The sequence below is a fragment of the Streptomyces sp. NPDC046557 genome (assembly GCF_040645975.1).
In the GTDB taxonomy this organism is placed as follows: domain Bacteria; phylum Actinomycetota; class Actinomycetes; order Streptomycetales; family Streptomycetaceae; genus Streptomyces.
Window position 1 is genome coordinate 273674 of record NZ_JBEYZH010000001.1, and the last position, 23435, is coordinate 297108.

Annotated in this window: 22 protein-coding genes; 8 read left to right on the plus strand and 14 right to left on the minus strand. The window is 72.6% G+C overall.

The window, feature by feature from the left end; genetic code table 11:
- Positions 1 to 91 precede the first annotated feature (91 nt).
- Together ABZ934_RS01340 and ABZ934_RS01345 are read left to right on the plus strand one after the other, a co-directional pair.
- Positions 92 to 472 (plus strand): tyrosinase cofactor, encoded by a 381-nt coding sequence (locus tag ABZ934_RS01340; protein ID WP_361307264.1) that lies wholly within the window; start codon positions 92 to 94, stop codon positions 470 to 472.
- Entirely contained in the window at positions 472 to 1317 is an 846-nt protein-coding gene (locus ABZ934_RS01345) for a tyrosinase family protein (RefSeq protein ID WP_361307266.1), read from the plus strand. Before ABZ934_RS01340 ends, ABZ934_RS01345 begins: the two co-directional genes overlap by 1 nt.
- On the opposite strand, the gene ABZ934_RS01350 is transcribed toward ABZ934_RS01345, so the two are convergent.
- Both ABZ934_RS01350 and ABZ934_RS01355 read right to left on the minus strand, forming a co-directional pair.
- Positions 1275 to 1979 carry a response regulator gene (locus ABZ934_RS01350; protein ID WP_361307268.1) on the minus strand — a complete coding sequence of 235 codons (705 nt, stop codon included), beginning with the start codon at positions 1977 to 1979 and terminating at the stop codon, positions 1275 to 1277. The genes ABZ934_RS01345 and ABZ934_RS01350 overlap by 43 nt on opposite strands.
- The gene (locus ABZ934_RS01355) at positions 1976 to 3682 is read right to left on the minus strand and encodes a sensor histidine kinase (protein ID WP_361307270.1); all 1707 of its coding nucleotides are present in this window, start codon (positions 3680 to 3682) and stop codon (positions 1976 to 1978) included. Before ABZ934_RS01355 ends, ABZ934_RS01350 begins: the two co-directional genes overlap by 4 nt.
- A gap of 104 nt (positions 3683 to 3786) precedes the next feature.
- Between ABZ934_RS01355 and ABZ934_RS01360 the strand changes: the two genes are divergently transcribed.
- Together ABZ934_RS01360 and ABZ934_RS01365 are read left to right on the plus strand one after the other, a co-directional pair.
- Positions 3787 to 5154 (plus strand): cation:dicarboxylase symporter family transporter, encoded by a 1368-nt coding sequence (locus ABZ934_RS01360; protein WP_361307272.1) that lies wholly within the window; start codon positions 3787 to 3789, stop codon positions 5152 to 5154.
- Between the two features lie 260 nt (positions 5155 to 5414).
- Positions 5415 to 7175, plus strand: a complete 1761-nt coding sequence (locus tag ABZ934_RS01365; RefSeq protein ID WP_361308655.1) for a S8 family serine peptidase — start codon at positions 5415 to 5417, stop codon at positions 7173 to 7175.
- A 58-nt stretch (positions 7176 to 7233) separates the two neighbouring features.
- Here ABZ934_RS01365 and ABZ934_RS01370 read toward each other — a convergent pair whose 3' ends face one another.
- Genes ABZ934_RS01370 through ABZ934_RS01380 form a run of 3 tightly spaced genes read right to left on the minus strand, consistent with a single transcriptional unit; the run spans position 7234 to position 10096 of the window.
- Positions 7234 to 7935 carry a (2Fe-2S)-binding protein gene (locus ABZ934_RS01370; RefSeq protein WP_361307274.1) on the minus strand — a complete coding sequence of 234 codons (702 nt, stop codon included), beginning with the start codon at positions 7933 to 7935 and terminating at the stop codon, positions 7234 to 7236.
- Positions 7936 to 7972: 37 nt separating this feature from the next.
- The gene (locus ABZ934_RS01375) at positions 7973 to 9211 is read right to left on the minus strand and encodes an MFS transporter (protein WP_361307276.1); all 1239 of its coding nucleotides are present in this window, start codon (positions 9209 to 9211) and stop codon (positions 7973 to 7975) included.
- Positions 9212 to 9265: 54 nt separating this feature from the next.
- Positions 9266 to 10096 carry an alpha/beta fold hydrolase gene (locus ABZ934_RS01380; protein WP_361307278.1) on the minus strand — a complete coding sequence of 277 codons (831 nt, stop codon included), beginning with the start codon at positions 10094 to 10096 and terminating at the stop codon, positions 9266 to 9268.
- A 140-nt stretch (positions 10097 to 10236) separates the two neighbouring features.
- On the opposite strand from ABZ934_RS01380, the gene ABZ934_RS01385 reads away from it, so the two are divergent.
- Complete coding sequence (locus tag ABZ934_RS01385) at positions 10237 to 10923, plus strand: GNAT family protein (RefSeq protein WP_361307280.1); 687 nt, start codon at positions 10237 to 10239, stop codon at positions 10921 to 10923.
- A 59-nt stretch (positions 10924 to 10982) separates the two neighbouring features.
- On the opposite strand, the gene ABZ934_RS01390 is transcribed toward ABZ934_RS01385, so the two are convergent.
- From ABZ934_RS01390 to ABZ934_RS01400, 3 genes are read right to left on the minus strand one after another with little or no spacing between them, the layout of a single operon-like run.
- The gene (locus ABZ934_RS01390; protein WP_361307282.1) at positions 10983 to 12014 is read right to left on the minus strand and encodes a hypothetical protein; all 1032 of its coding nucleotides are present in this window, start codon (positions 12012 to 12014) and stop codon (positions 10983 to 10985) included.
- A 42-nt stretch (positions 12015 to 12056) separates the two neighbouring features.
- Entirely contained in the window at positions 12057 to 13358 is a 1302-nt protein-coding gene (locus ABZ934_RS01395; RefSeq protein ID WP_361307284.1) for an MFS transporter, read from the minus strand.
- Positions 13359 to 13360: 2 nt separating this feature from the next.
- Positions 13361 to 14245, minus strand: a complete 885-nt coding sequence (locus tag ABZ934_RS01400; RefSeq protein ID WP_361307286.1) for an alkaline phosphatase family protein — start codon at positions 14243 to 14245, stop codon at positions 13361 to 13363.
- A 265-nt stretch (positions 14246 to 14510) separates the two neighbouring features.
- On the opposite strand from ABZ934_RS01400, the gene ABZ934_RS01405 reads away from it, so the two are divergent.
- Positions 14511 to 15941 (plus strand): alpha/beta hydrolase-fold protein, encoded by a 1431-nt coding sequence (locus ABZ934_RS01405; RefSeq protein ID WP_361307288.1) that lies wholly within the window; start codon positions 14511 to 14513, stop codon positions 15939 to 15941.
- Positions 15942 to 15962: 21 nt separating this feature from the next.
- Here ABZ934_RS01405 and ABZ934_RS01410 read toward each other — a convergent pair whose 3' ends face one another.
- The gene (locus tag ABZ934_RS01410) at positions 15963 to 17411 is read right to left on the minus strand and encodes a carboxylesterase family protein (RefSeq protein WP_361307290.1); all 1449 of its coding nucleotides are present in this window, start codon (positions 17409 to 17411) and stop codon (positions 15963 to 15965) included.
- A 127-nt stretch (positions 17412 to 17538) separates the two neighbouring features.
- Here ABZ934_RS01410 and ABZ934_RS01415 point away from each other — a divergent pair, with 127 nt between their 5' ends.
- Complete coding sequence (locus tag ABZ934_RS01415; RefSeq protein WP_361307292.1) at positions 17539 to 17895, plus strand: hypothetical protein; 357 nt, start codon at positions 17539 to 17541, stop codon at positions 17893 to 17895.
- Between the two features lie 93 nt (positions 17896 to 17988).
- Positions 17989 to 18270, plus strand: coding sequence for a chaplin (locus ABZ934_RS01420; protein WP_361307294.1), 282 nt, complete (start codon positions 17989 to 17991; stop codon positions 18268 to 18270).
- A gap of 80 nt (positions 18271 to 18350) precedes the next feature.
- Here the strand turns inward: ABZ934_RS01420 and ABZ934_RS01425 are convergent, their stop codons facing one another.
- From ABZ934_RS01425 to ABZ934_RS01445, 5 genes are all read right to left on the minus strand, one after another.
- Entirely contained in the window at positions 18351 to 19214 is an 864-nt protein-coding gene (locus ABZ934_RS01425) for a tyrosinase family protein (RefSeq protein WP_361307296.1), read from the minus strand.
- 16 nt (positions 19215 to 19230) lie between these two features.
- Entirely contained in the window at positions 19231 to 19599 is a 369-nt protein-coding gene (locus ABZ934_RS01430) for a tyrosinase family oxidase copper chaperone (RefSeq protein ID WP_361307298.1), read from the minus strand.
- 98 nt (positions 19600 to 19697) lie between these two features.
- A complete protein-coding gene (locus ABZ934_RS01435) occupies positions 19698 to 20810 on the minus strand; it encodes an acyl-CoA dehydrogenase family protein (RefSeq protein ID WP_361307300.1) in 1113 nt (370 codons plus the stop codon).
- Positions 20807 to 21994 (minus strand): acyl-CoA dehydrogenase family protein, encoded by a 1188-nt coding sequence (locus ABZ934_RS01440; RefSeq protein WP_361307302.1) that lies wholly within the window; start codon positions 21992 to 21994, stop codon positions 20807 to 20809. The genes ABZ934_RS01435 and ABZ934_RS01440 overlap by 4 nt, the downstream gene beginning before the upstream one ends.
- Positions 21991 to 22965 carry an NADPH:quinone oxidoreductase family protein gene (locus tag ABZ934_RS01445; protein ID WP_361307304.1) on the minus strand — a complete coding sequence of 325 codons (975 nt, stop codon included), beginning with the start codon at positions 22963 to 22965 and terminating at the stop codon, positions 21991 to 21993. Before ABZ934_RS01445 ends, ABZ934_RS01440 begins: the two co-directional genes overlap by 4 nt.
- Between the last annotated feature and the right edge of the window lie 470 nt (positions 22966 to 23435).

Genomic DNA, 23435 nt, shown 5'->3' on the forward strand with positions numbered 1-23435 from the left:
GGAGAATCGCCCCATTCGTTTTATGTGCAACTTGTCGGCCGATGTCCGGATAGCGGTCAACTGGTCCCGCCGCGCTGGTAGTTCTTCGTCCATGAACAGAATCACCCGCAGGCAGGCTCTGGGCACCACCGCCGGCGCACTCACCGTCCTCGGCCTCGCCGGCGCCACCGCGTACGCCGCCGGTACCGACTCCCGCGCCGCGATATCCGCCGGCGCCGCCGACGAGGTCTACCAGGGCCGTCGTATCCAGATCACCCCGGCGACCGGAGGCGCCCACCACGGCGGCCACCACTCGGCCGGGCTGCCCGACGTCCGCATAGACGGCCGCGAACTGCACGTGATGCAGAACGCCGACGGCACCTGGATCAGCGTCGTCAACCACTACGAGACGTTTACCGACCCGCTCGCGCTCGCCCGCGCAGCCGTGCGCGATCTCCAGGGCGCCGCCCTCGTCCCGATGGGTGGCATGTGATGACCGTCCGCAAGAACCAGGCCGCGCTCACCGCCGAGGAGAAGCGCGCCTTCACCAACGCGCTGCTCGAACTCAAGCGCACCGGCCGCTACGACCACTTCGTCACCACCCACAACGGCTTCATCATGGGGGACACCGACGCGGGCGACCGCGTCGGCCACCGCTCGCCCTCCTTCCTCCCCTGGCACCGCCGGTTCCTGCTCGAATTCGAGGCGGCGCTGCAAGCGGTGGACAAAAGCGTTTCGCTCCCTTACTGGGACTGGACCGCGGACCGCACGCCCCGCGCCTCCCTCTGGGCCGCCGACTTCCTCGGCGGCACCGGCCGGGCCCGCGACGGGCAGGTCATGGACGGGCCGTTCGCGTACGCGGCGGGCAAGTGGGAGTTGAACGTGCGGGTGGACGGTCGCGCGTACCTGCGGCGGGCCCTCGGCGAGGGCGTCGCCCAGCTGCCGACCAAGGCCGAGGTCGAGGCCGTCCTCGCCATGCCGGTGTACGACGCCGCCCCCTGGAACAGCTCCTCGAACGGTTTCCGCAACAACCTGGAGGGCTGGCGCGGCGCCAACCTGCACAACCGGGTGCACGTGTGGGTCGGCGGCCAGATGGCCACCGGGGTGTCCCCCAACGACCCGGTGTTCTGGCTGCACCACGCCTACATCGACAAGCTGTGGGCCGAATGGCAGGCCCGCCACCCGCAGTCCCCGTATCTGCCGGCGGCCGGCACGCCGAACGTGGTGGACCTGCACGACACCATGCGGCCGTGGAACAACGTGACCCCGGCCGACATGCTCGACCACCGCGCGTTCTACACCTTCGACGTCGAACCGGCCGCCGCCAGCCAGCGGTAGTGCAGTTCGGGCCGGCCGACCTGTCCGTACCGGGGGGTGCGGTCCGCGCGGCCGGTGTCCACCAGGTGTTCGAGGTAGCGGCGGGCGGTGATCCGCGAGATCCCGGCCGCCTCGGCGGCACCGGCCGCGGTCAACCCGTCCGGGGCCGCCCTCAGCAGCGCTGCTACCCGGTCCAGGGTCGGGGCGCTCAGACCCTTCGGGAGTTCGGCGGGGGCGGGGGCCCGCAGGGCGGCGAGCGCCCGGTCGACGTCTCCCTGGCCGGCCGCCTCCCCCGCCGTCGCGCGGAAGGCCGCGTAGCGCAGCAGCCGTTCGCGCAGGGTCGGGAAGGCGAAGGGCTTCAAGACGTACTGGACCACGCCCAGCGAGACGCTCTCGCGGACGACGGCCAGGTCCCGCGCGGAGGTCACCACGATCACGTCGACGGGGTGCCCGGCGGCCCGCAGCCCGCGGGCGAAGCGCAACCCGTTGCCGTCGGGGAGGGCGAGGTCGAGCAGCAGCAGATCGACGGGGGTCCGCTCCAGGACGCGGGTGGCCTCGGCCAGCGAGCGGGCCACGCCGACGGCGGTGAAACCGGGCACCCGGCCGACGTACATCGCGTGCGCGTCGGCCACCACGGGGTCGTCCTCGACGACCAACACCCGCACGTCCTCGACGGCGCTCACGGCCGCTCCGCCACGACGGGGGACCCGGCCTCGGGCCGGCTCCCGGGAACGGGCGGGGTCTCGGCCCTGGGTCGGGTCCCTGCCGTGGTCACGGCACCGGCCCCGGGCGGGGGCACGGCCACGGGCAGCGTGACGGTGAAGACCGCCCCGCCCTCGGGTCCCGTCGCGGCCCGCGCCGTCCCGCCGTGGCGGTGCGCGACCTGGCGGACCAGGGCGAGGCCGAGCCCGCGCCCCTCGCCCTTGCCGGACCAGCCGCGCCGGAAGACGTCCGCCCCGGCGCCCTCCGGCAGGCCCGGCCCGTTGTCCGCGACGCGGATCAGCAGTTCCCCGCCGTCCGCGCGGACCGTGACCGCGACACGCCCGCCCGGGACCCCGGTCAGGGCGTCCACCGCGTTGTCGACCAGGTTGCCGAGCACGGTCACGAGGTCCCGGGCCGGCGGGGTCGCGAGCCCGCCGTCGACTCCACTGCTGTCCGGGGTGACGACCAGCTCGACGCCGCGCTCGTTGGCCTGCGCCACCTTGCCGAGCAACAGCGCCACCAACACCGGCTCCCCGACGGCTGTGACCACCTCGTCGGTGAGGGCCTGGGCCAGTTCCAGTTCGGCCGTGGCGAACTCCACCGCCTCGTCCACCCGGCCGAGCCCGATCAGGGAAACCACCGTGTGCAGGCGGTTGGCGGCCTCGTGGGCCTGGGAGCGCAGCGCCTGGGTGAACCCCCGCTCGTGGTCCAACTCGCCCGTCAGAGCCTGGAGTTCGGTGTGGTCCCGCAGGGTGACCACGGTGCCGCGACGGCCGCCGCCCGCGACCGGTGAACTGTTGACCACGAGCAGTCGGTCGGCGGTCAGGTGCACCTCGTCCACCCGGGGCCGGTCGGCGAGCAGGGCGCCGGTGAGCGGCGCGGGCAGTCCGAGGTCGGCGGCGCCGGTGCCCCGCACCTCCCCGGACAGGCCCAGCAGCTCGCGCCCGGCGTCGTTGATCAGGGTGATCCTGCGCCGGCCGTCCAGCATCAGCAACCCCTCGCGGACGCCGTGCAGGGCCGCCTGGTGGTAGTCGTACATCCGACTGAGTTCCGCGGCGTTCATGCCGTGGGTGTGCCGGCGCAGCCGGGCGTTGACGACGTACGTTCCGACGCCGCCGAGGGCGAGGGCGAGGGCCGCGACCCAGGCGAGGGCGGTGAGCTGCCGGCCGAGACGGGCGCTGATCGCCCGGACGGTGATGCCCGCGCTGACCATGCCGACGACCCGATCGTCGTCAAGCAGCGGGGTGACCACGCGGATGGACGGGCCGAGGGTGCCGGTGTAGGTCTCGCTGAACGTCTCCCCGCGAAGGGCGGGGGCGGTGTTGCCGAGGAAGGGCTCACCGATGCGCCGGGGGTCGGGGTGGGTCCAGCGCCGCCCATCCGGCGCCATGATCGTCACGAAGTCCACGCCCGAGTCGGCGCGGACCCGCTGCGCGTAGGGCTGGAGGGTGGCCGAGGGGTCGCTCCCGCGCCCGGCGCCCCGTACCGCCTCCCGGACGGAGGGCGAGTCGGCGACGGCCCTGGCCACGGCCCCGGCCTGGCGCCGGGCGGCGTCCTCGGCCTGGCCGCGGGCGCTCGCGTAGGCGAAGACCGCGCACCCCGCGACGACGACGGCGACCAGCAGCACCTGCATGGCGAAGAGCTGTCCGGCGAGGCTGCGGGGTGGTCGGGGGAGGCGGAACATGCCGTTCAGTGTGCACCCCGCCGTGAACTCAATGAACGCAACGGTGACCGGGGTCACAGGGTGGGCGATGGTCTCCCGGAACGCATTCACCACCAGGAGGCATCGTGGCCGCCAGGCGCGACAAGACCCACTATCTCTACATCGCGGTGATCGCCGCGGTGCTGCTCGGCATCGCCGTCGGCTTCGCCGCCCCCGGCGTGGCCGTCGAACTGAAGCCGTTGGGCACCGGCTTCGTGAACCTCATCAAGATGATGATCTCGCCCGTGATCTTCTGCACGATCGTGCTGGGCATCGGCTCGGTGCGCAAGGCCGCGAAGGTGGGCGCGGTCGGCGGTCTGGCCCTCGGCTACTTCATGGTGATGTCCACGGTGGCCCTGGCCATCGGATTGCTGGTGGGGAACCTGCTGGAGCCGGGCAGCGGACTGCACCTGACCGAGGCGGCGCGGCACGCCGGTGAGGCACAGGCGAAGGCGGGCGGGGCGCAGAGCACCCCGGAGTTCCTGCTGGGCATCGTCCCGACGACGCTGGTGTCCGCCTTCACCGGGGGCCAGGTGCTGCAGACCCTGCTGGTGGCGCTGCTCTGCGGGTTCGCGCTCCAGGCCATGGGAACGGCCGGGGAACCGCTGCTGCGCGGGATCGGGCACCTGCAGAAGTTGGTGTTCCGGGTGCTCGCCATGATCATGTGGGCGGCGCCGGTGGGCGCCTTCGGCGCCATCGCCGCGGTGGTCGGGGCGACGGGCGTCGACGCGCTGAAATCACTGGCCGTCATCATGATCGGCTTCTATGTCACCTGCCTGCTGTTCGTCTTCGTGGTCCTCGGGACGCTGCTGCGGCTGTGTACGGGGATCAGCGTGTTCGCCCTGCTGCGCTACCTCGGCCGGGAGTTCCTGCTGATCCTGTCCACCTCCTCGTCGGAGTCGGCGCTGCCGCGGCTGATCGCGAAGATGGAACACGTCGGCGTCTCCCGTCCGGTGGTCGGCATCACGGTGCCGACGGGCTACTCCTTCAACCTGGACGGGACCGCGATCTACCTGACGATGTCCTCGCTGTACGTCGCCGAGGCGATGGACAAACCCCTCGCGCTGGGTGAGCAGATCTCACTGCTGCTGTTCATGATCGTGGCCTCGAAGGGCGCGGCCGGGGTGACCGGCGCGGGCCTCGCCACGTTGGCCGGCGGCCTCCAGTCCCACCGGCCGGAACTGGTCGACGGAGTGGGCCTGATTGTGGGCATCGACCGCTTCATGAGCGAGGCGCGGGCGATGACGAACTTCGCGGGCAACGCGATCGCCACGGTGCTCATCGGGACGTGGACCAAGGAGTTCGACCACACCCGCGCGGCCGAAGTGCTTTCCGGACGGCTGCCGTTCGACGAGAACGCGCCGACCGAGGACGGGCACGCGCCGCTGCCGGGCGAGCCGCCCGCGCCCGTCCCAGTCCAGAGCGGGCTCGGCAAGGACGGCGTGCCTGCCTGAAACCGGGACCGGCCGGACGGGGTTCGCCCCCACGGTGCCCGGCCCGGCCGGCTCCCCTCCCTCCTCCGTAACCGTCGATTTTCAGCCATGCCCCTCGGAACGGTCGCGCGCCGAAAGGTACTTCCGCACAGGGGCACGTGTCTGACATCTTGCGTCCACCACTCGTTTCGTACGGCCCGGCCGGTGCCACCAGCACCGCCGGGCCGTCTTCGGAGGACGCATTGATACCCCACATATCCGGCCGACCTCGACGCACGCTGGTGCTGGCCGCCGCCCTCGGCGCCGCCCTCGCGTTCGGCGCTCCCGGCGCGCTCGCGGGCACGCTCCCCGTCGGCCCCTCCCCCACGCCGGCCGCCAAGGCCCACGCCCCGGCCGCCGCGCCGGCTTCCCAGAGTGCGACCTGGGTTGCCGGCACGCGCGCCTACCTCGTCATCACCGCTCCCGGTGACAGCTCGGCGGTCCGCTCGGCCATCACGGCCAACGGCGGCACCGTCTTCTCCGCCTTCGACTCCATCGGCGTGATCGTCGCCCACTCGGCGTCCGGCGGCTTCGCCGCCACGATGCGCGGCGTCGCGGGCGTGCAGCAGGTCGGCGCCACCCGTACCTCCGACGTCCCGGCCGACGCCTACAACCCGGCGCTGCCCGCCAACCCGACCCAGGTCTCGACCCCGGCCGGCGAGCCGGTCCGGGCCGACATGAGCCAGATCAAGGCCGACCAGGCGTGGGCCGTGAACCCGGGCTCCGCCTCCGTCAAGGTCGGCATCCTGGACACCGGCGTGGACGACCAGCACCAGGACCTCGCGCCCAACTTCAACGCCGCCGACTCGGTCTCCTGCGCCTACGGCAAGCCCGACACCCGTTCGGGCGCCTGGCGGGACGTGGACACCCACGGCACGCACGTCGCGGGCACCATCGCGGCGGCCAAGAACGGCAAGGGCGTCGTCGGCGTGGCCCCCGGTGTGAAGATCTCCGCGGTCCGGGTCGCCGAGCCGGGCAACTCGTTCTTCTTCGCCGAGAACACCATCTGCGGCTTCGTGTGGGCCGGTGACCACGGCTTCAAGGTCACCAACAACAGCTACTACACGGACCCGTGGCAGTTCAACTGCCCGGACAACATCGACCAGGCCGCCATCATCGAGGGCGTCAAGCGCGCACAGGAGTACGCCGAGGGCAAGGGCTCGCTCCAGATCGCCGCCGCGGGCAACGAGGACTACGACCTCGCCCACAAGACGACCGACTCCGCGAGCCCGAACGACTCGACGCCGGTCACCCGCACCATCACCAACGCCTGTCTGGACATCCCGACCGAGCTGCCGGGCGTGGTCACGGTCGCGGCCAACGGCACCGGCGTCACCAAGGCGTCGTTCTCCAACTACGGTCAGGGCGTCATCGACGTCGCGGCGCCGGGCAGCAACGTGTACTCCACGGTCCCGGGCGGGGGCTACGGCACCAAGAGCGGCACCTCGATGGCCACCCCGCACGTGGTCGGTGTGGCGGCGCTCATCGCCAGCGCCAACCCGGGCATCACCCCGGCGCAGATCCGCGCCAAGCTGGCCGCCCAGGCCAACGACACCGCCTGCCCCTCGGACAGCCGCTGCACGGGCACCACGGCCAACAACTCGTTCTTCGGCGAGGGACAGGTCGACGCTCTGAAGGCGGTCGGGACCACCCCGCCGCCCGGCAAGTACTTCGAGAACCTCGGGGACTTCGCCATCAACGACAACGCGACCGTGGAGAGCCCGATCACCGTCTCGGGCGTGACCGGCAACGCCCCGGCCACCCTCAAGGTGGGCGTGGACATCAAGCACACCTACATCGGTGACCTGAAGGTCGACCTGGTGGCGCCCGACGGCACGGTCTACACCCTGCACAACCACGCCGGCGGCAGCACCGACAACATCGCCCAGACCTACACCGTGGACGCCTCCTCGGAGGTCGCGAACGGCACCTGGAAGCTGCGCGTCAACGACAACGCCGCTTCCGACACGGGCAAGATCGACGCCTGGAACCTGACCTTCTAGGTCTCCCGGCCCCGGTAGCTCGGGGGTGCGGCGCCGCCGCACCCCCGAGCTCGCCACGTCATCTCGTCCGCAGGACGCAGTCCCCGCAGAGGCCGCCGCCGGGGACGCGGTAGTAGAGGCAGCAGCTACGGCGGACGAAGGCCACCCCGAGGCCCTCCTCGTGGACGAAGGTCCCCGTCCCGCCGAGCGGGCCGGCGTCGGCGAGCAGGGCCTCGGCGAGCCGTACCGCCGCGCCTCCCGGTACCCGGTCCATCAGTACGCGAAGGGCCCCCACCAGCGCCGACGCCGAGTTCCCGCGCAGCACCCGGGGCGATACCCCGAATCCCTCGCGCAGCCGCGCGTCCAGGACTTCGAGGTGGCCGGGCACGCTCTCGCCGAGGGCCTCGGCGGGCCGGGCGCCGGGGTCGGGACACGGCAGCCACAGCTCCAGGGAGCCCGCTTGGGGCAGCCGCCACCACACGCGGTCCGGGCCCAGGTCCGGCACGCGCCCCGACAGCGCCGCGCACCCCAGCCCGAGCGACCACAGCCGTGAGGCGATGCCGAACTGCGCGGTCGAGGCGGCCACCCGGCCCGGCCCGCCGCCGAGCCGCCTGCCGATCTCGGCGACGTAGGGCCCGAGCGGCTCGCCGTACAGCTCGGCCATCGGCCGGAAGCCCGGCCCGGGCGGCTCCTCGCCGTGCGGCACGCGGAAGAACGGCCCGACGGCGCCCAGCCGATCCAGCACGTCCTCCATACCGGCAGCGCCCGCGGTCTTCTCCATCCGGCGATGATCTCAGGCGGCCGTCTCCCGGAGGACCTCACCCCGGTACGACGGCCTCCCGGGGCCCGCTCCCCCGGCGGACCGTCCCGGCCCGGCGCACCGCGGGGCCCATGGCGTACGACGCGCCCAGCAGTACCGCGCCGAGCAGCAGCCAACCGGGTATCCCCCACAGCAGGAGCAGCGAGGTCAGCAACAGCGGTCCCAGGGTGCGGGCGACGGGCACCCCCGTACCGAAGAACCCCTGGTACTGGCCGATCCGCTCGGCGGGGGCCAGCGAGAAGCCGATCTGCCAGGACCCGGCGGACTGGCGCATCTCGGCGTCGACCTGGAGCACGGCGCCCGCCACGAGCAGCAGCGCCGCGGCCCACCCCGCCCCCGGCAGCGCGGAGAGGGCGAACACCGCGCACGAGGCGGCCGTCACCAGCCCGGAGCGGCGTACGGCCCGGCCCGCGCTGTCCAACCCCGTCACCGGACGGGCCACGCGCACCTGGAACAGCATCACCGCCGCGGTGTTGAGGACGAACAGTGCCGACACCAGCCAGCCGGGTGCGCTGGTGCGCTCCACGATCCACAGCGGGATCGCCAGGCTCAGCAGCGGCATCCGCAGCAGCAGTACCGCGTTCAGCAGGGTGACCAGGGCGTACGGCCGGTCGCGGAGCACCGCGAGCCGCGGTTCGCCCGCCGCCCGCCCCGGTACGGGTGCCACCGCGGGCAGCCGCAGCAGGAAGGCGGCGCACAACAGGAAACTCGCCGCGTCCAGCGTGAACACCGCGAGGTAGGCCCGCTCCGTGCCGGCGCCCAGCGCGAGACCGCCCAGGGCGGCGCCGACGGCGAGCCCGCCGTTGAGCACGGCCTGGAGGTGGGCCAGTACCCCGGTCCGCTCGCCGGGCGCGACCACTCCGGCGAGCAGCGCCTGACGGGCGGCGGCGAGCCCGCACTGGGCGGTGGCGTAGCAGACCACCGCGAGCAGGAACGCCCAGAAGGACCGGATGACCAGGAAGGAGGCGACCGAGGCGGCGGTGGCCAGGGCGAGGAGCACCGAGGTGCCGCGCGGACCCCGCCGGTCGGCGAAGGCCCCGAGCGGCACGCCGGCGACGGAGCCGACGGCCCAGGCCACGGTGAGACCGAGGCCGATCTGGGCGGGCGAGAGGCCCACGATCCGGGTGAAGTAGAGCGCCGAGCACACGTAGTAGGCGCCGTCTCCGACGGAATTGCCCAGCTGCGCGGCGGCCAGTCGGCGCGGCACTCCGGGCGGGGGCAGGAAGCGTAGGGTCACCTGATCATTGGACCAGCCCACTGGTCCGTTCCGGTGGGCCAGTCGAGCGGCGTTTCAGCGGGCCACTTGCCGTCCGTTCCGGCCGTCCGCGAGGAAGTCCAGCACCGCCCGGTTGAAAGCCTCCGGGCGCTCCACACCCGGCAGGTGTCCGGCGCGGTCGATCACCACGAGCCGGGAGTGCGGGACGAGGGCGTGCAGGGCCTCGGCGTCCGCCACAGGGGTGTAGACGTCGTCCGCGCCGACCAGGACCAGGCACGGCACGGAAGCGGGCAGTGCGGCGAGCGCGGGACGGTAGTCGGGCCGCTCGGCCCGGCCGCGCAGGGCGGCTGCCGCGCCCTCGGGGTCGGTGGCGCACATCATCGCCAGGACGGAGCCGGCCGTCTCGGGCATCGCGGTGACGTTGTAGGGCGCGAGCATCTTGTCGATGACCTCGTCGGCGTACGGCTTCATGCCCTCGGTGAGAAGCCGCTCGGCGAGCTCGCGTCGGAACCTCTTGCCGTCCTCCGTCTCCGGAACCGGGGAGGTGTCGGAGAGGACGAGGCCCCGCACCCGACCCGGGTGGCGCAACCGGAGTTCCATCGCGATCTGACCGCCCATGCTCACACCGCCGACGACCGCCTGTTCGATGTCCAGGTGGTCGAGGAGGGCGACGAGGTCGTCCGCGAACGCGGCGAACGGCGTGGTGCCCGGGCGTGCCGGATTTTCCCCGTATCCCCGCAGGTCAGGGGTGATCACCCGGTAGCCGGCGGCGGCCAGCGCGGTGGCCTGGGGAGCCCACATCGTGCGGTTGAAGGGGTGTCCGTGGACCAGGAGCACGACCTCCGCGCCCCGGGGACCGAAGTCGTCGAAAAACATCGTCGCGGCGTTGCCATTTTGGGGGTTCATGGGAGCACATTAAGGGGCTACATTGAGCCACTCGCGTTCACCTGACAGCCCGTTGCCTTTCACCCGCGTTTTGCGCGGGGGGTGACGTCAGGAGCGCAGACTGTGCAACCACCCCACCGCCCAGAAGGACCGAAGGCTCCGTGCCCGTACCCGTACTCCTCGCCGGCCGCTCCGTGCGGCTGGAGCCCCTCGCCCCCCACCACACCGAGGCCCTGGCCGTGGCCGGTGCCGAGGATCGTACGACGTACGCCTTCACTCCCGTGCCGCACGGGGTGCAGGCGTCCCACGAGTACATCGACCGCGCGCTCGCCGATCAGGCGGCCGGGCGATCCCTCCCGTTCGCGGTGGTCAGAGCCACCGACGGGCGGGTCGTCGGTTCGACCCGGTTCCTGGAACTCGATTACTGGCAGGGGCCGCTCGTGTGGCCGGCCGTGCCGGGGGTCCCGTTCGGCGATCCGGCGACGGCCGTCCCCGACGCCACCGAGATCGGCAATACCTGGCTGTCTCCGCAGGCCCAGGGCACCGGCATCAACACCGAGGCGAAGCTGCTCATGCTCCGCCACGCCTTCGAGACCTGGGGCGTGCGTCGTGTCTCGTTGCGTGCGGACGCCCGCAACGGACGCTCGCGGGCCGCGATGGAACGTCTCGGCTTCACCTGTGAAGGGGTGCGCCGCGCCCATTCCAGGGGGCTGGACGGCGCGGTGCGCAGCACGGCCTTCTACTCGATCCTCGACGAGGAGTGGCCGACGGTCCGCTCGATCATCGAGCTGCGGCTGGCGCCGGCGGCGCCGCGCAGGCGCCGGCGCAAGACGCTGGTCCCGGCGTAACGGTCCTGCGTTCGACGCGGCGCTCCCGTTCCGTCGGCCCTCGCCCCCGACCCTCCCGGCTATCCGCCGAGGAAGGCCGGTGCGAGGGCCGACGTCATCAGCGGGGCCGGGGCGCCCGTGCCGTCGGCGGGCAGGGCGTAGAGGTCGGCGCCGAAGTCGCCGGGCAGTGAGTAGACGACGGTCCGGTCGTCCTTCCACACCACCTGGTCGTCCACGCTGCGCTGCTCGGCGAGCGGGGTCTCCTTCATCGAGGCCAGGTCCAAGGCGTAGAGCCGCCACGGCGCGTCGGCGGACAGGCCCGGCACCCGCTTCTTGAACACCAGCCTCGTCCCGTCGGGTGACAGGGAGGGGCATTCGAGGTTCTCGCGGAGCGTGGTGACCGTGCGCGCGGTGAGGTCACCGCGGACCAGGTAGGTCCGGCCGCCGGTCGCGAGCGTCGCGTAGAAGGTCCGCTCGTCGGCGGCGAAGGTGACCCCCCAGAAATTGACGTCGGCGTTCCGGTAGGGCGCGCCGTCCTTGACGAGGGTGAAGTCCTCCAGCGAGGCGTCGTAGCGGCCGGTGCGCAGGTCGAGCAGCGAGGTCCGGGTGGAGAAGTTCGTACCGGCGTACGAGTCCCCGCCGACGAACACGGTCCAAGCGACGAGGTGCCCGCCGGGCGAGACGCGGGCCCGGGTGGGTATCCCGGCGAGCGGGCGCGCCGTGACCTCCTTCAGGTGGGCGTCCAGCACGACCGCTCGGTACTGCTCCTGGACCCCGCCCTTCTCGGCCTGGAGGCAGATCCCGGTGCCCGCCGCGGAGTGGAAGCGCAGGCAACTCACGCCGGAGGCGGCACGGGGGCCGCCGGGTGCGCCGTCCGGGACGGTGACGAGTTCGTCGCGGTGCGGGCCCCACGCCATGTTCCGGAAGACGATCCGCGGCCCGCCGTCCGCAGGGTTCAAAGAGACCTCGCCCCGGGTGACTTCGGGGCCTCCCGGCCGGGCCTGGTTCTTCTCATCCGCCCGCGAAGAGGCCCGTGCGAAGGCGAGCACCCCCACGGCGGCGAGCAGCACGACGGCGGTGACGAGGATCAGGATCCGGCGTTGGAGGGTCATGGGGGCCTTTCGGGCACACGGGGGGATTCGAGGCGGCGGGGTTCAGTCGGCGTCGGCGGCTGCTTCGGCTTCCGTTCCGGCGTCTGTTCCGGCGGGGTAGAGCCGCGCGCACCCGGCGAGCGCGACGGCCAGCAGGACGGCGGCCACGGCCAGCGCGGGGCGGGCGCCCCACACGGTCCAGGCGGCGCCGAACCCCAGGGAGGCGGCGAACCGGGCGAGTGCCTGCCCGGTCTGGACGAGGGCGAGACCGCCCCCGCGGTGCTCGCCCGGGACGACGGCGGCCGCCGCGGCCATCAGCACCCCGTCGGTGGCCGCGTAGAACGCGCCGTGCAGCAGGAGCACCGCGTACGGCAGCGCGGGGTGCGAGCCGCCGGTCAGCAGCAGGCCGTAGGCGACGAGCAGCGCGAGGTGACCGCCGAGGAAGACGCGGCGGCGCCCGACACGGTCGGCGAGCCGGCCCAAGGGCAGGGCGAGGAGGAAGAACGCGGCAGCGGTGCCCAGCGGCAGCAGCGCGAACCAGCGGTCGGGGATCTGCCCGGCCCGCTGGAGCAGCAGGAAGACGAAGGCGTCGCTGACGGTGCACAGGCCGAGGAGCAGCGCGGCGAGGGTGATGCGGCGCAGGCCGGGGCCGCGCAGCAGCCCGACGGACGCCGCCAGGGAGACGGGGGCCGCGTCGGCGGCCGGCGGAATCCTGCGGCCGGGTACGAAGAGCACCAGGACCAGCACGCCGAGGGCGGCCACGCAGGCGCTCACGGTGAAGACGGCGTCGTAGCCGTCGGCGGCGCCGCGCAGGATGAGGAACGCCAACAGGGGCCCGATGAGCGCGCCCGCCGTGTCCATGGCCCGGTGCACGCCGAAGGCCCGGCCGCGTTCGGCGGGAGCGGCGGCCAGCGAGATGAGGGCGTCGCGGGGCGCGGTGCGCAGCCCCTTGCCGGTGCGGTCGAGGGCGAGCACCGCCCCGATGGCGGGCAGGGTGTGTGCGAGCAGCAGCAGCGGCTTGCACAGGGCGGACAGCCCGTAGCCGATGCCCGCGAGGGCCTTGTGCCGGCCGAGGCGGTCGCCGAGATGGCCGCCGGCGAGCCGGACCAGGGCGCTGACGCCGTTGTAGAGGCCGTCGAGGAGCCCGAAGCCGAGGGGGGTGAGCCCCAGTCCGGCGACGAGGTAGAGCGGCAGCACGGCCGTGACCATCTCGGAGGAGACGTCGGTGATCAGGCTGACCGTGCCGAGGGCGAGGACCGTGGGCCCGAGCGCGGCGCGTCGCCCCGGGCTGATGCCCGGGGCGACGGCCTGCGGCTCGGGGGTCACGGCGGGCGCGGGGGTGCCGCGACTGTCCGCGACGTACATGGTCAGGAGGCCCAGATGCCCGTGATGTCCTTGGCGGTGGCGGCGTTCCCGGCGTGGGAGGTCAGCCCGGCCAGGCCCTCCAGGGTCCGCAGCATGTCGTAGTGGTTGTAGGTGGTGGCGGAGGTGCTGCCCGGGGTGACGGGCTGGCCGTAGAGCACGGTCGGGATCTTGTTGCCGGCGAGTCGGTTGTCCTCGTCGAAGGTGACGACGAGCAGGCTGTTGTGGGTCTTGGCCCAGTCCGCGTACGCCTTGAGGTTGTTCTTCAGCCAGGTGTCGCCGGTGCCCACGGAGCAGTCGTGCATGTCGTTGCAGAGGTTCGGGACGACGAAGGACACCTTGGGCAGGGCGGTGAAGTCCGTCGGGAACTGCGTCATCGTCTTGGCCGTGCTGGTGGGCACGTTGGAGAAGGCGAACCAGGGGTTGTGCTTGCGGGCGTAGTCGCCGCTGCTGCAGGTGGTCGAGCCCTGGCCGGGGAGGGTCTCGTTGTAGCTGGTCCAGCTCTTGCCGGCGGCTATCAGCTCGGAGGCCAGGTTGGGCGCGGAGCTGAACGCGGGGGTGTAACAGCTGTCGTCCGTGACGCCCTGGTTGGAGCCGGAGAAGAGCTGGAGGTAGTTGGGCTGGCTGGGGTGGGTGACGCCGAAGGAGTTGGTGAGGTTGGCGCCGCCGGTCTTGAGGGAGTTGATGTACGGGGCGCCGGCGCTGCCGATGACCTGGTTGTAGGCGTGGTTCTCGAAGACCGCGACGACGATGTGGTCGGGGGCCGGCAGGCCCGCGGCGTGGGCGGGCTGGGCGGTCGCTCCGACGCCGGCCCAGAGGGCGGCGCCGGCGGCGGTGACGCCGAAGGCGGTGGCGAGGGCCGTCTTACGGCGAGGGCGTGAAAGGGTCATGCCAAACACGGGATCTACCTCCGGGCGCGGGGGGTCTGAGGGCGGCGCGGAGGCAACATACCCAGGGGCATGTGCATGGGCCAGGGATAGTGGGCGAACAGAACGGGAACTCCGCCCTCCTTCTTGACTATGGGCAATCTCGCTCCCTGGGGAATGTCAAGAGACGGTAAAATGAGGAACCGACAGGTAGTTTCGTTCATCATTCGAACGGAAGCAGTCCCACCCGGCCCCGACGGGGCAGCACCAGCCGGAGAAGCCAGCGCACATGTCGTACTCACCCGACGGGCAGCCGTATCAGCCGCCGTACCGGCCGGAAGGACAGCAACCGCAGCCACCACAGCCGCCCTACGGGCAGCAGCAGGGCCGGCAGTACGGCAACCAGCAGGGCTACGACAGCCGGCAGGGTTACGGTCAGCCGGGCCCGCAGGGGTACGACCAGCAGAGCCAACAGGGGTACGACCAGCGCGGGTACGGGCAGCAGGGTTACGGCCGGCAGCCGCCCCCGCAGCGCGGGCCGTCCCCGTACGAGCAGCAGCCCCAGTACCGCCGCCCCGATCAGCACGGGCAGCAGTACGAGGAGCAGTACGAGCAGACCCGGGCGTACGAGACGTACGACGAGCCGCCGTACGACGAGCCGCCGCGCCGCAAGTCCCGGGTCAAGCGCTGGCTGATCGCCGGTGCCACCGTCCTGGCCCTCGCGGGTGTCGCCGCCCTGGTGATGAGCCACTTCGACATACCGCCTTTCAGCGACAAGGGCGCGGACGTCACCTTCGGCAAGCCCAAGGCGGGTGACCAGGGCGCCGTCGCCAAGCCGGCGCCGAACTCGAAGATGTCGATGCCGACGAACCCCACGGCCGTCTTCAAGAACGAGTCGACACTGTCCGACGGCACCCATGTCGCCGTCACCACGCTGGACGGCAAGAAGTCGGGCTTCAAGGGCAGGGTGTGGGTCTGGGCCCCGAAGGAGTACAACGACCCCAAGTTCGCCAAGAGCGGCTTCCCGGTCATGATCGCGCTGCCCGGTGGCTCCGGTTTCCCGGTCAACTACTGGATGGGCACCGACCTCAAGCTCGAGGCCAGCATCAGCAAGTGGTACAGCGAGGGCAAGAGCAAGCCCTTCATCCTGGCCATGCCGGTGCTCAACCCGGAGGGCGAGAAGTCGAACAAGTACTGGGACGCCTCGGACATCCCCGGCCAGCCCAAGATGGGCACCTGGCTGACCGACGACGTCCCGGACCTGATGCGGGAGAACTTCCGCACGATCAAGTCGCGCGACGGCTGGGCCTACATGGGCTCCTCCACCGGCGGCTTCGCGAGCCTCAAGGCCGTGCTCAAGTACCCGGAGAAGTTCAAGGCCGCCATCTGCTCCGGACCGGACATCGTGCCCGACTCCTTGCTGTGGACGGGCCACGAGAAGGAAAAGGCCGAGAACAACCCGGAGCTGCTCGCCAAGCAGCTCCTCGACAAGAAGGGCAGCCCGGACGTCTACCTCGCCTTCCAGGTCGGCGACAACGAGAGCAACAAGAGAACCCTCCCGGACGTGCAGAAGTTCATCGCCACCTACGGCAAGGGACCGATCCACACCAGCCTGAGGGTGATCCCGGGCGGCCAGCACAACGCCTTCACCTATGTACCGAACATGGGCGAGGGACCGATCCAGTTCATCAGCAAGGTCATGGAGGGTCCTGTCGAATGACCGGGCCGGGAGCCTGGCGGCCTACGGGGTGACCCCGACGGCCCGCTGAGCGTCCCGCTCCTCCCACGACGGGCCGCCGAACACCTTCGGCGGGCCGTCGCCGTCCCACGGCGCCCATCCCGGGTCCCCCTCGACGGCGAAGCGGACCCAGGCCGCGTGCATCTCGTCGGCCAGGGCCTGCGGCGCTTCCGGTCCCGCCAGCCACGCCGACTGCGGCTTGTGGAGGGTGTCGAAGACGAAGCCCAGCTCCAGCGCGTGACAGGCACCGAGGCCCGGCACACCGCTGGGCCAGCGGAACTCGTAGACGTGGCTCGGCGCGGCCCTGCGGGCTCCGGCGAGCCGGCGCAGCGGATCGCGCAGCAGCCGGTCGGTGAGCAGGTGCCCGGCGAGGTCGGCCGGACCGGCCCCGGGCAGGGCGGTGCGCAGCGCCCGTACGTCGGCGCGGTCCTTGCCGCTGCGGACGCGGGCCAGCTCCACCGCGAGCGGGCCGAGCCTGTCGAGCACTCGCATCGTCCCGGTGGGCGCGAGCCAGAGCCGGTGCTCCTCGGCGGTCCAGCCGAGCAGCAGCGGCACGCTGGAGGCCGCCGCGGCCGCCGTCGGGTCTCCCGGCAGCGAGTCCGGGTCGGCGATCAGGCCGAAGGCGGCGCCGCCGGTGACCGGGCCGGAGCGGCGCAGCACCGCCTCCTGGGCGGCGAGCAGTCCCGGCAGGGCGACGGCACCGAAGGCTTTCGCGGTGGCGGGCACCTTGAGCAGGGAGGCCATCCTTCGGACCAGCGGACGGGTCCGCTCGCGGGGCAGCACCTCGGGCGGGCCGCTCTGCATGACGGCCCCGGCGAACAGCCCGGCGGCGCCGGGCGCGGCGAGCAGGGCGCCGACGCTGATGGCCCCGGCCGACTCCCCGAAGACGGTCACCCGGTCGGGATCGCCGCCGAACGCCTCGATGTTGTCCCGGACCCAGGCGAGGGCGGCGATCTGGTCCAGCAGGCCGCGGTTGGCGGGCGCGTCGGGGAAGACGCCGTAGCCGAGGACGCCGAGCCGGTAGTTCAGCGAGACGAGGACCACCCCGTCGCGGGCGAAGGCGGCCCCGTCGTACACGGGCACCGCGGAGGACCCCCGGGTGAGGGCGCCCCCGTGGATCCACACCATGACCGGCAGCCGGGCCCGCCGTGAGGGCTCCGGGGTCCACACGTTGAGGTTCAGGCAGCCGTCGCCCGGGATCTCCGGGTCCGCGAGCAGCGCCGCGTAGGGGTCGCGGTAGGGCACCTTGGGCGCGGTGGGCCCGAACGCGCCCGCGTCACGCACCCCGTCCCAGGCGGCCGGCGGCCGGGGCGCGGCGAACCGGAGGGCTCCGACGGGCGGCGCGGCGTAGGGGATGCCGCGGAAGACGCTCACGCCGTCCTCCTCCACCCGACCTTCGACCACGCCGTACCGGGTGCCGGCCCGGGGCCGGGCGTCGCCCGCTGAACTCATCGTGTCCTCCTGGGGGCGTCTCCCCCGTCCGGGGGCCGCCGAATCCGGCGTTCCGGGCACGGTCGCACAGCCGCCCGAAGGGTGACAAGCCGTGACCCGGCCCGGTGGCGGCCGGGTTGGACCGGTCATGCGAGCCATGCGAGCCATGAGGATCGACCGCACCCTTCGAAGCGTCGCGCGGACCGGCGTGCTGCCCGTCCTGCTGGTGGCGGCCGCCGCGACCGCGGGCGGCACGGCGACGGCCGCGGGGCCCGACTTCCAGTACGTCGGCCAGGACGACAAGGTCCACGGCCTGAGCGCACCGCGGGGCTGTGTGGCGGTGGAGGGCGGTGGGGGCCGGGCCGTCACCAACCACGGCCGGGCCACCGCGACCCTGTATCGGGAGCCACACTGCGCCGGCGCCGCGGTGGCGGTGCTGCGGCCGGGGACGGTCACCCCGGTCAGGCCGTACTTCGCGTCCGTGCGTTTTTCCGTCACCGGGTAGGAGCAGCGGCCGTGACCCCTGGGCGGCCACGGCGTTGTATGCCATGTCAAATGCCGCAGCTCTGCGGCGATCCAATCTCACGAGGAGATCTTGATGTCGCGTATCGCGAAGGCATTCGCCATCACCGCTGTCGCCGGTACCGCCGTGGCGGCCGGTGCGGGTCTGGCCGTCGCCGATGCCGGAGCGCACGGTGCGGCGATCGGCTCCCCCGGTGTCCTGTCGGGCAACCTGGTCCAGGTCCCCGTGCACGTCCCGGTCAACGTCTGCGGCAACACCGTGAACGTGATCGCCCTGCTCAACCCGGCGTTCGGCAACACCTGCGTCAACGCGTCGGGTGAGAAGGACGAGCACCACACCGAGGGCTACGGCGAGTGATCACCCGTCGCCGGACCGTGTGACCGAGTGACGAGGGCCCCCGCCGCCGGCGGGGGCCCTCTCGGTGTGCGTGCGGTGCGTCATTCGTAGCGGTACAGGCCCTGGTGACCGAGCATCTCGCGCGGCGTGACGTTCCACGGGGGCATCGGCTCGTCGAGGGCGATCACCCGGCCGTGCTGGAGGTCGCCGACCGGCGGGGGCCGGTCGGGCTGGTAGCCGGAATCCGGGTGCTTCTGCTGCCAGCGGTCCCAGACCAGGTCCACGAAGGCGTGGTGCAGCCAGAACACCGGATCGTTGGGGGCCGTGCCGCCCGTCATGTGGCCGCCGATCCACTGGTGGACCTTGTTGTGGTTGCGCCAGCGCTCGCTCTTGGGCGCGGCCCAGCCCTCCAGCTTGTTGCGGAAGCCGCCGGCGCGCGCCGTGGAGTCCCAGGGGGCGGTGTCGTAGGCGGGGTCGTCGATCGCCCACTGGAGTTCGGCCTTGGTGGGCAGCTTGATCGGGTTCTGCGGGCGCCCCAGGTTGCGGGTGAGGTAGCGGGCCTCGGAGACGCCGACGGTCACCGTCCAGTTGCCCGTCGCGAAGGCGAAGGGGCCGGTCGTCACCTGGTGGTCGCCTTCGCGGCCGGTGCCGCCGAGGAAGTCCTCCGCCCACAGGGAGGAGGCGGGACTGTTGTCCGTGGTCCAGTCCCAGTACGGGATGGAGACGCCCCCGTCGACGGAACGCAGCTGCTTCTCGAACTCCAGCAGGTAGCGCCGGTGCCAGGGGAAGAAGGACGGGGACATGTGTCCGACGCGCAGCTTGCGGTCCCGGTCGGGGACGAAGTATTTGCCGTGGGTGCGGACGAACTCGTCGTAGGTGCCGTTGCGCTTGAGCTCCAGCACGGCCGCTGTGAACCGCTGCTTCTGGGCGCGGGTCAGGTCCTTCTGGTTCTGCCGGGTGTACAAGGCGGGGCTCCTGCCGTCAGCCGTGGTCGGGGGCGGCCATCGCCAGATTCGTGGTGCCCAGCTCGTCCACGGCGGCACGGGCCAGCTCCATCGGGGTCGCGAAGGACTCGAAGTGGTTGATCCCGCTCAGGTAACCGCCGTCGGCCCGGCGCATCAGGTGCAGCGGCCGCCCGTCGATGCGGACGGCGTCCGCGGCGAGGTCGACGCTGATGTGACGGCCGCGGTACGACTCCTCCACCAGGGGGGCCGGGGTCAGCGTCTGGCGCGGGCGCCGGGCCCGCAGTACGGGTCCCAGGGCCGCCGCCGTTCCGGCGAGCACCGCCGCGGTGAAGGCCGAACGGAGGACCGCGCGACGGGTGAGTGGCGCGGCGGATGCTGCGTACATGCGTTCTCCTCGCTCGATGGCCCGTGCTACGCGGTCTAACGCGGCCCGGCGGACGAGGTCACCCCCGGGGTACGACGACCCCGGGGGTGGGAGGCGGCTTACGGCGCCGGGAGTTCGGCGAAGTCGGCGACGAGGCCGCGGTGATGGCCCGCCGATCCGAGGGCGGCCGAGTCGGCCTTGGCCCGCTTGAGGTACAGGTGCGCGGGGTGCTCCCAGGTCATCCCGATCCCGCCGTGCAGTTGGACGCACTCCTCGGCGGCCCGCACCGCGACGCCGGAGCAGTACGCCTGGGCGACGGCGATCGTCAGCGGCGCGTCGGCGGTGCCCGTGGCGAGGGCGTCGGCGGCGGCGCGGGCGGCGGCCCGGGCGGAGGCGACGTCGAGCCAGAGCCGGGCCAGGCGGTGCTTGAGCGCCTGGAAGGACCCGATGGGCCGGTTGAACTGGTGACGGGTGCGGACGTGGGCCACCGTCTCGGTCAGGCACCACTCGGCGATGCCGACCTGCTCGGAGGCGAGCAGCCCGGCCCCCGCGAGCAGTGCCCCCGCGACGGCGGCGCGGGCGGTGGCGGGGTCGGCCAGCCGGGTCCCGGCGGCGCCGTCGAGGCGGACGTCGGCGAGCGGGCGGGTCAGGTCCAGCGGGACCAGCGGCGTGAGCGAGACCTCCGCCACCGGCACGGCGTACAGGCCGGTGTCGGCCAGGACGAGCAGCACGTCGGCGACGACCGCGTCGGCGACGAAGCCGACGGAGCCGCTGAGCAGCCCGCCTCCCGTGTCCCGTACGGGAGCGGGCAGCGGTGCGCCGGGGGCCAGGGTCAGCGGCACGGCGGGTACGCAGACCTGCCGGCCGGCGGCCACCTCGCGCAGCAGCGTGGTCACCTCGGCGCAGGCCGGGTCGCAGCCGAGCAGGACCTCCGTCGCCAGGACCCCGCTCGTGAGGTACGGGACGGGCGCCACGGCCCGGCCCAGCTCCTCCAGCACCACCGCCGCCTCGCGGTGGCTCGCGCCCTGCCCTCCGAGCTTCTCCGGGACGAGCAGCCCGGTGGCCCCGATCCCGGCGGCCAGGGTCTGCCACAGCTCGGGGTCGTGGGCCCGGCCGCCCTCGACCCGGGCGAGGATCGCCGCGGGCGGGCACCGGTCGGTGAGCAGGGCCCTTACGGCGGAGCGCAGTTCCTCCTCCGTCTCGGAGTAGAGCAGGTCGAAGGATGCGCTCATCGGGCCAGGTCCTTCCAGGCGAGGTCCTTGTCGTCGCGCGGCTCGGGGGGCAGGCCCAGGACGCGTTCGGCGACGATGTTGAGGAGGATTTCGCTGGTGCCGCCCTCGATGCTGTTGCCCTTGGCGCGCAGGTAGCGGTATCCGGCGTCCCGGCCGGTGAAGTCGACGATCTCGGGGCGGCGCATGGTCCAGTCCTCGTACAGGAGCCCCTCTTCCGCGAGGAGTTCCACCTCCAGGCCGCTGATCTCCTGGTTGAGACGGGCGAAGGTGAGTTTCATGCCGCTGCCCTCGGGGCCGGGCTGTCCCGCGGCGAGCTGCTGGCGCAGCCGTTCGCCGGTGAGCCGGGCCACCTCCGCCTCGACCCACAGTTCCAGCAGCCGCTGGTGCAGGGCGTGGGTGCGCAGTTCGGGACGCTCGCGCCAGGTCGCGGCGACGGGGGCGATCATGCCGCCTTCGCGGGGGATGCGCATGCCGCCGATGGAGACGCGTTCGTTCATGAGGGTGGTGCGGGCGACCGCCCACCCTTGGCCGACGGCCCCGAGCCGGTGGCTGTCGGGGACGCGGACGCCGGTGAGGAACACCTCGTTGAACTCGGCTTCGCCCGTGATCTGGCGCAGCGGGCGGACTTCCACGCCGGGGGCGTGCATGTCGCAGAGGAAGTAGGTGATGCCCTGGTGCTTGGGCAGCGTGGTGTCGGTGCGGGCGATGAGGATCGCCCACCGGGCGGTGTGGGCGCTGGAGGTCCACACCTTCTGGCCGTCGACGATCCACTCGTCGCTCGCCGCGTCGTGTACGGCGCGGGTGCCGAGGGCGGCGAGGTCCGAGCCGGCGCCGGGCTCGCTGAAGAGCTGGCACCAGACTTCCTCGCCGAGCCACAGGGGCCGCAGGAAGCGGAGCTTCTGTTCCTCGGTGCCGTAGGCGAGGATCGTGGGCGCGGCCATGCCGAGGCCGATGCCGATCCGCCGGGGGTCGTTGTCGGGGGCTCCGGCGGCTTCCAGTTCGGCGTCCACGACGGTTTGCAGGGAGCGGGGTGCGCCGAGGCCGCCGAGGCCCTCGGGGTAGTGCACCCAGGCGAGTCCGGCGTCGAAACGCGCGCGCAGGAAGGCGGCGCGGTCGCTGGTGGCGGGCGGGTGCGTGGCCAGCAGGTCGCGGACGCGGGTGAGCAGGTCGTCCCTGGTGATCACCGGGTGCCTCCGTCCAGGGAGGGTACGACGACCAGCCGTCCGGTGGTCGTGCCGTCGGCGACGCGCTGGACGGCGTCGGCGGCCGCGGCGAGCGGGACGCGTTCGCTGACGAGCGGTCTGACGGCGCCCTCGGAGGCGAGGCGGGTGAGTTCCCGGTGGCAGGCGAGGATCGCGGCCGGGTCCTTGGTGGCGTACAGGCCCCAGTGCAGGCCGAGGATGGCGTAGTTCTTGACCAGGGCGTGGTTGAGGGCGGGGGCGGGGACGGTCCCGCCGGCGAAGCCGACGATCACGATCCGGCCTTCGAAGGCCACGCACTTGGCGGAGGCGGTGTAGGCGTCGCCGCCGACCGGGTCGTAGATCACGTCGGCTCCGCGTCCGCCGGTGAACTCCTTGACGCGGGCGACGATGTCCTCGCCGGTGCGGTCGATGACGAGGTCGCAGCCGAGGTCCTCGGCGGTGCGGGCCTTGGCCTTGCCGCCGACGACGCCGATCACGGTGGCGCCGGCTGCCTTGCCGAGTTGGACGGCGGCGCTGCCGACCCCGCCTGCCGCGGCGTGCACGAGCAGCGTCTCGCCGGGCTGGATCCGGGCCCGGCGGTGCAGGCCGAACCATCCCGTCTGGTAGCCGATGTGGAGGGCGGCCGCCTCGGCGTCGTCGAGGGTGTCGGGGGCCGGCAGCAGGGCCCGCGCGGGCGCGGTGACGTACTCGGCGAAACCGCCGTGCGGCAGGCTGGGGTTGGCGATGACGCGGCGGCCGTCCTCGGTCTCGCCGCAGATCTCGACGCCGGGGGTGAAGGGCAGCGGCGGCCGGATCTGGTACTGGCCGCGCGCGAGCAGCGCGTCGGGGAAGTTGACGTTCGCCGCGAGTACCTTCAGCCGTACCTCGCCGTCACCCGGTACCGGTTCGGGAACCTCCTCCAGGCACATGGCCTCTCGGGGTTCGCCGGGGGTATGTACGCGCCATGCCTGCATCCGGGGCCTCCAGCCGCCGTCGAGGAACCACACTCCGAGCGCATACTAAGCGGTCGCTTGCCCGTATGGGAATGGTTACGTCTGCCGATCGACATGAGCCGCACGCGGCACGATTACGCGCACCGCCGTCCACCGGCACGCAGTCGTTCGACCGGGACGGCATCAACGGTCCGGTGCCGAAGGGGACATGACATGACACCGACCGCACATCACAGGGGGAGTTCAGCGATGGACAACGTTCGCATCAAGCGCGGTGCCGCCGCGGTCACAGCCGTCATGGCCGTGGCCGGGTTGATCAGCGTGGCCGGGCCGGACGCAACGGCGTCCGGCCCGGCCACGTGTACTCCGAAGATCCAGGTGCTCGCCTCGCTGGGGCCCGAGACGTACCGGCGCGACACCCAGCGCACCCAGGGCGTCATGGACCTCGGCGCGGGCAACCTCGCCGTCGGCGTCTCCGGCTACAAGCCCGT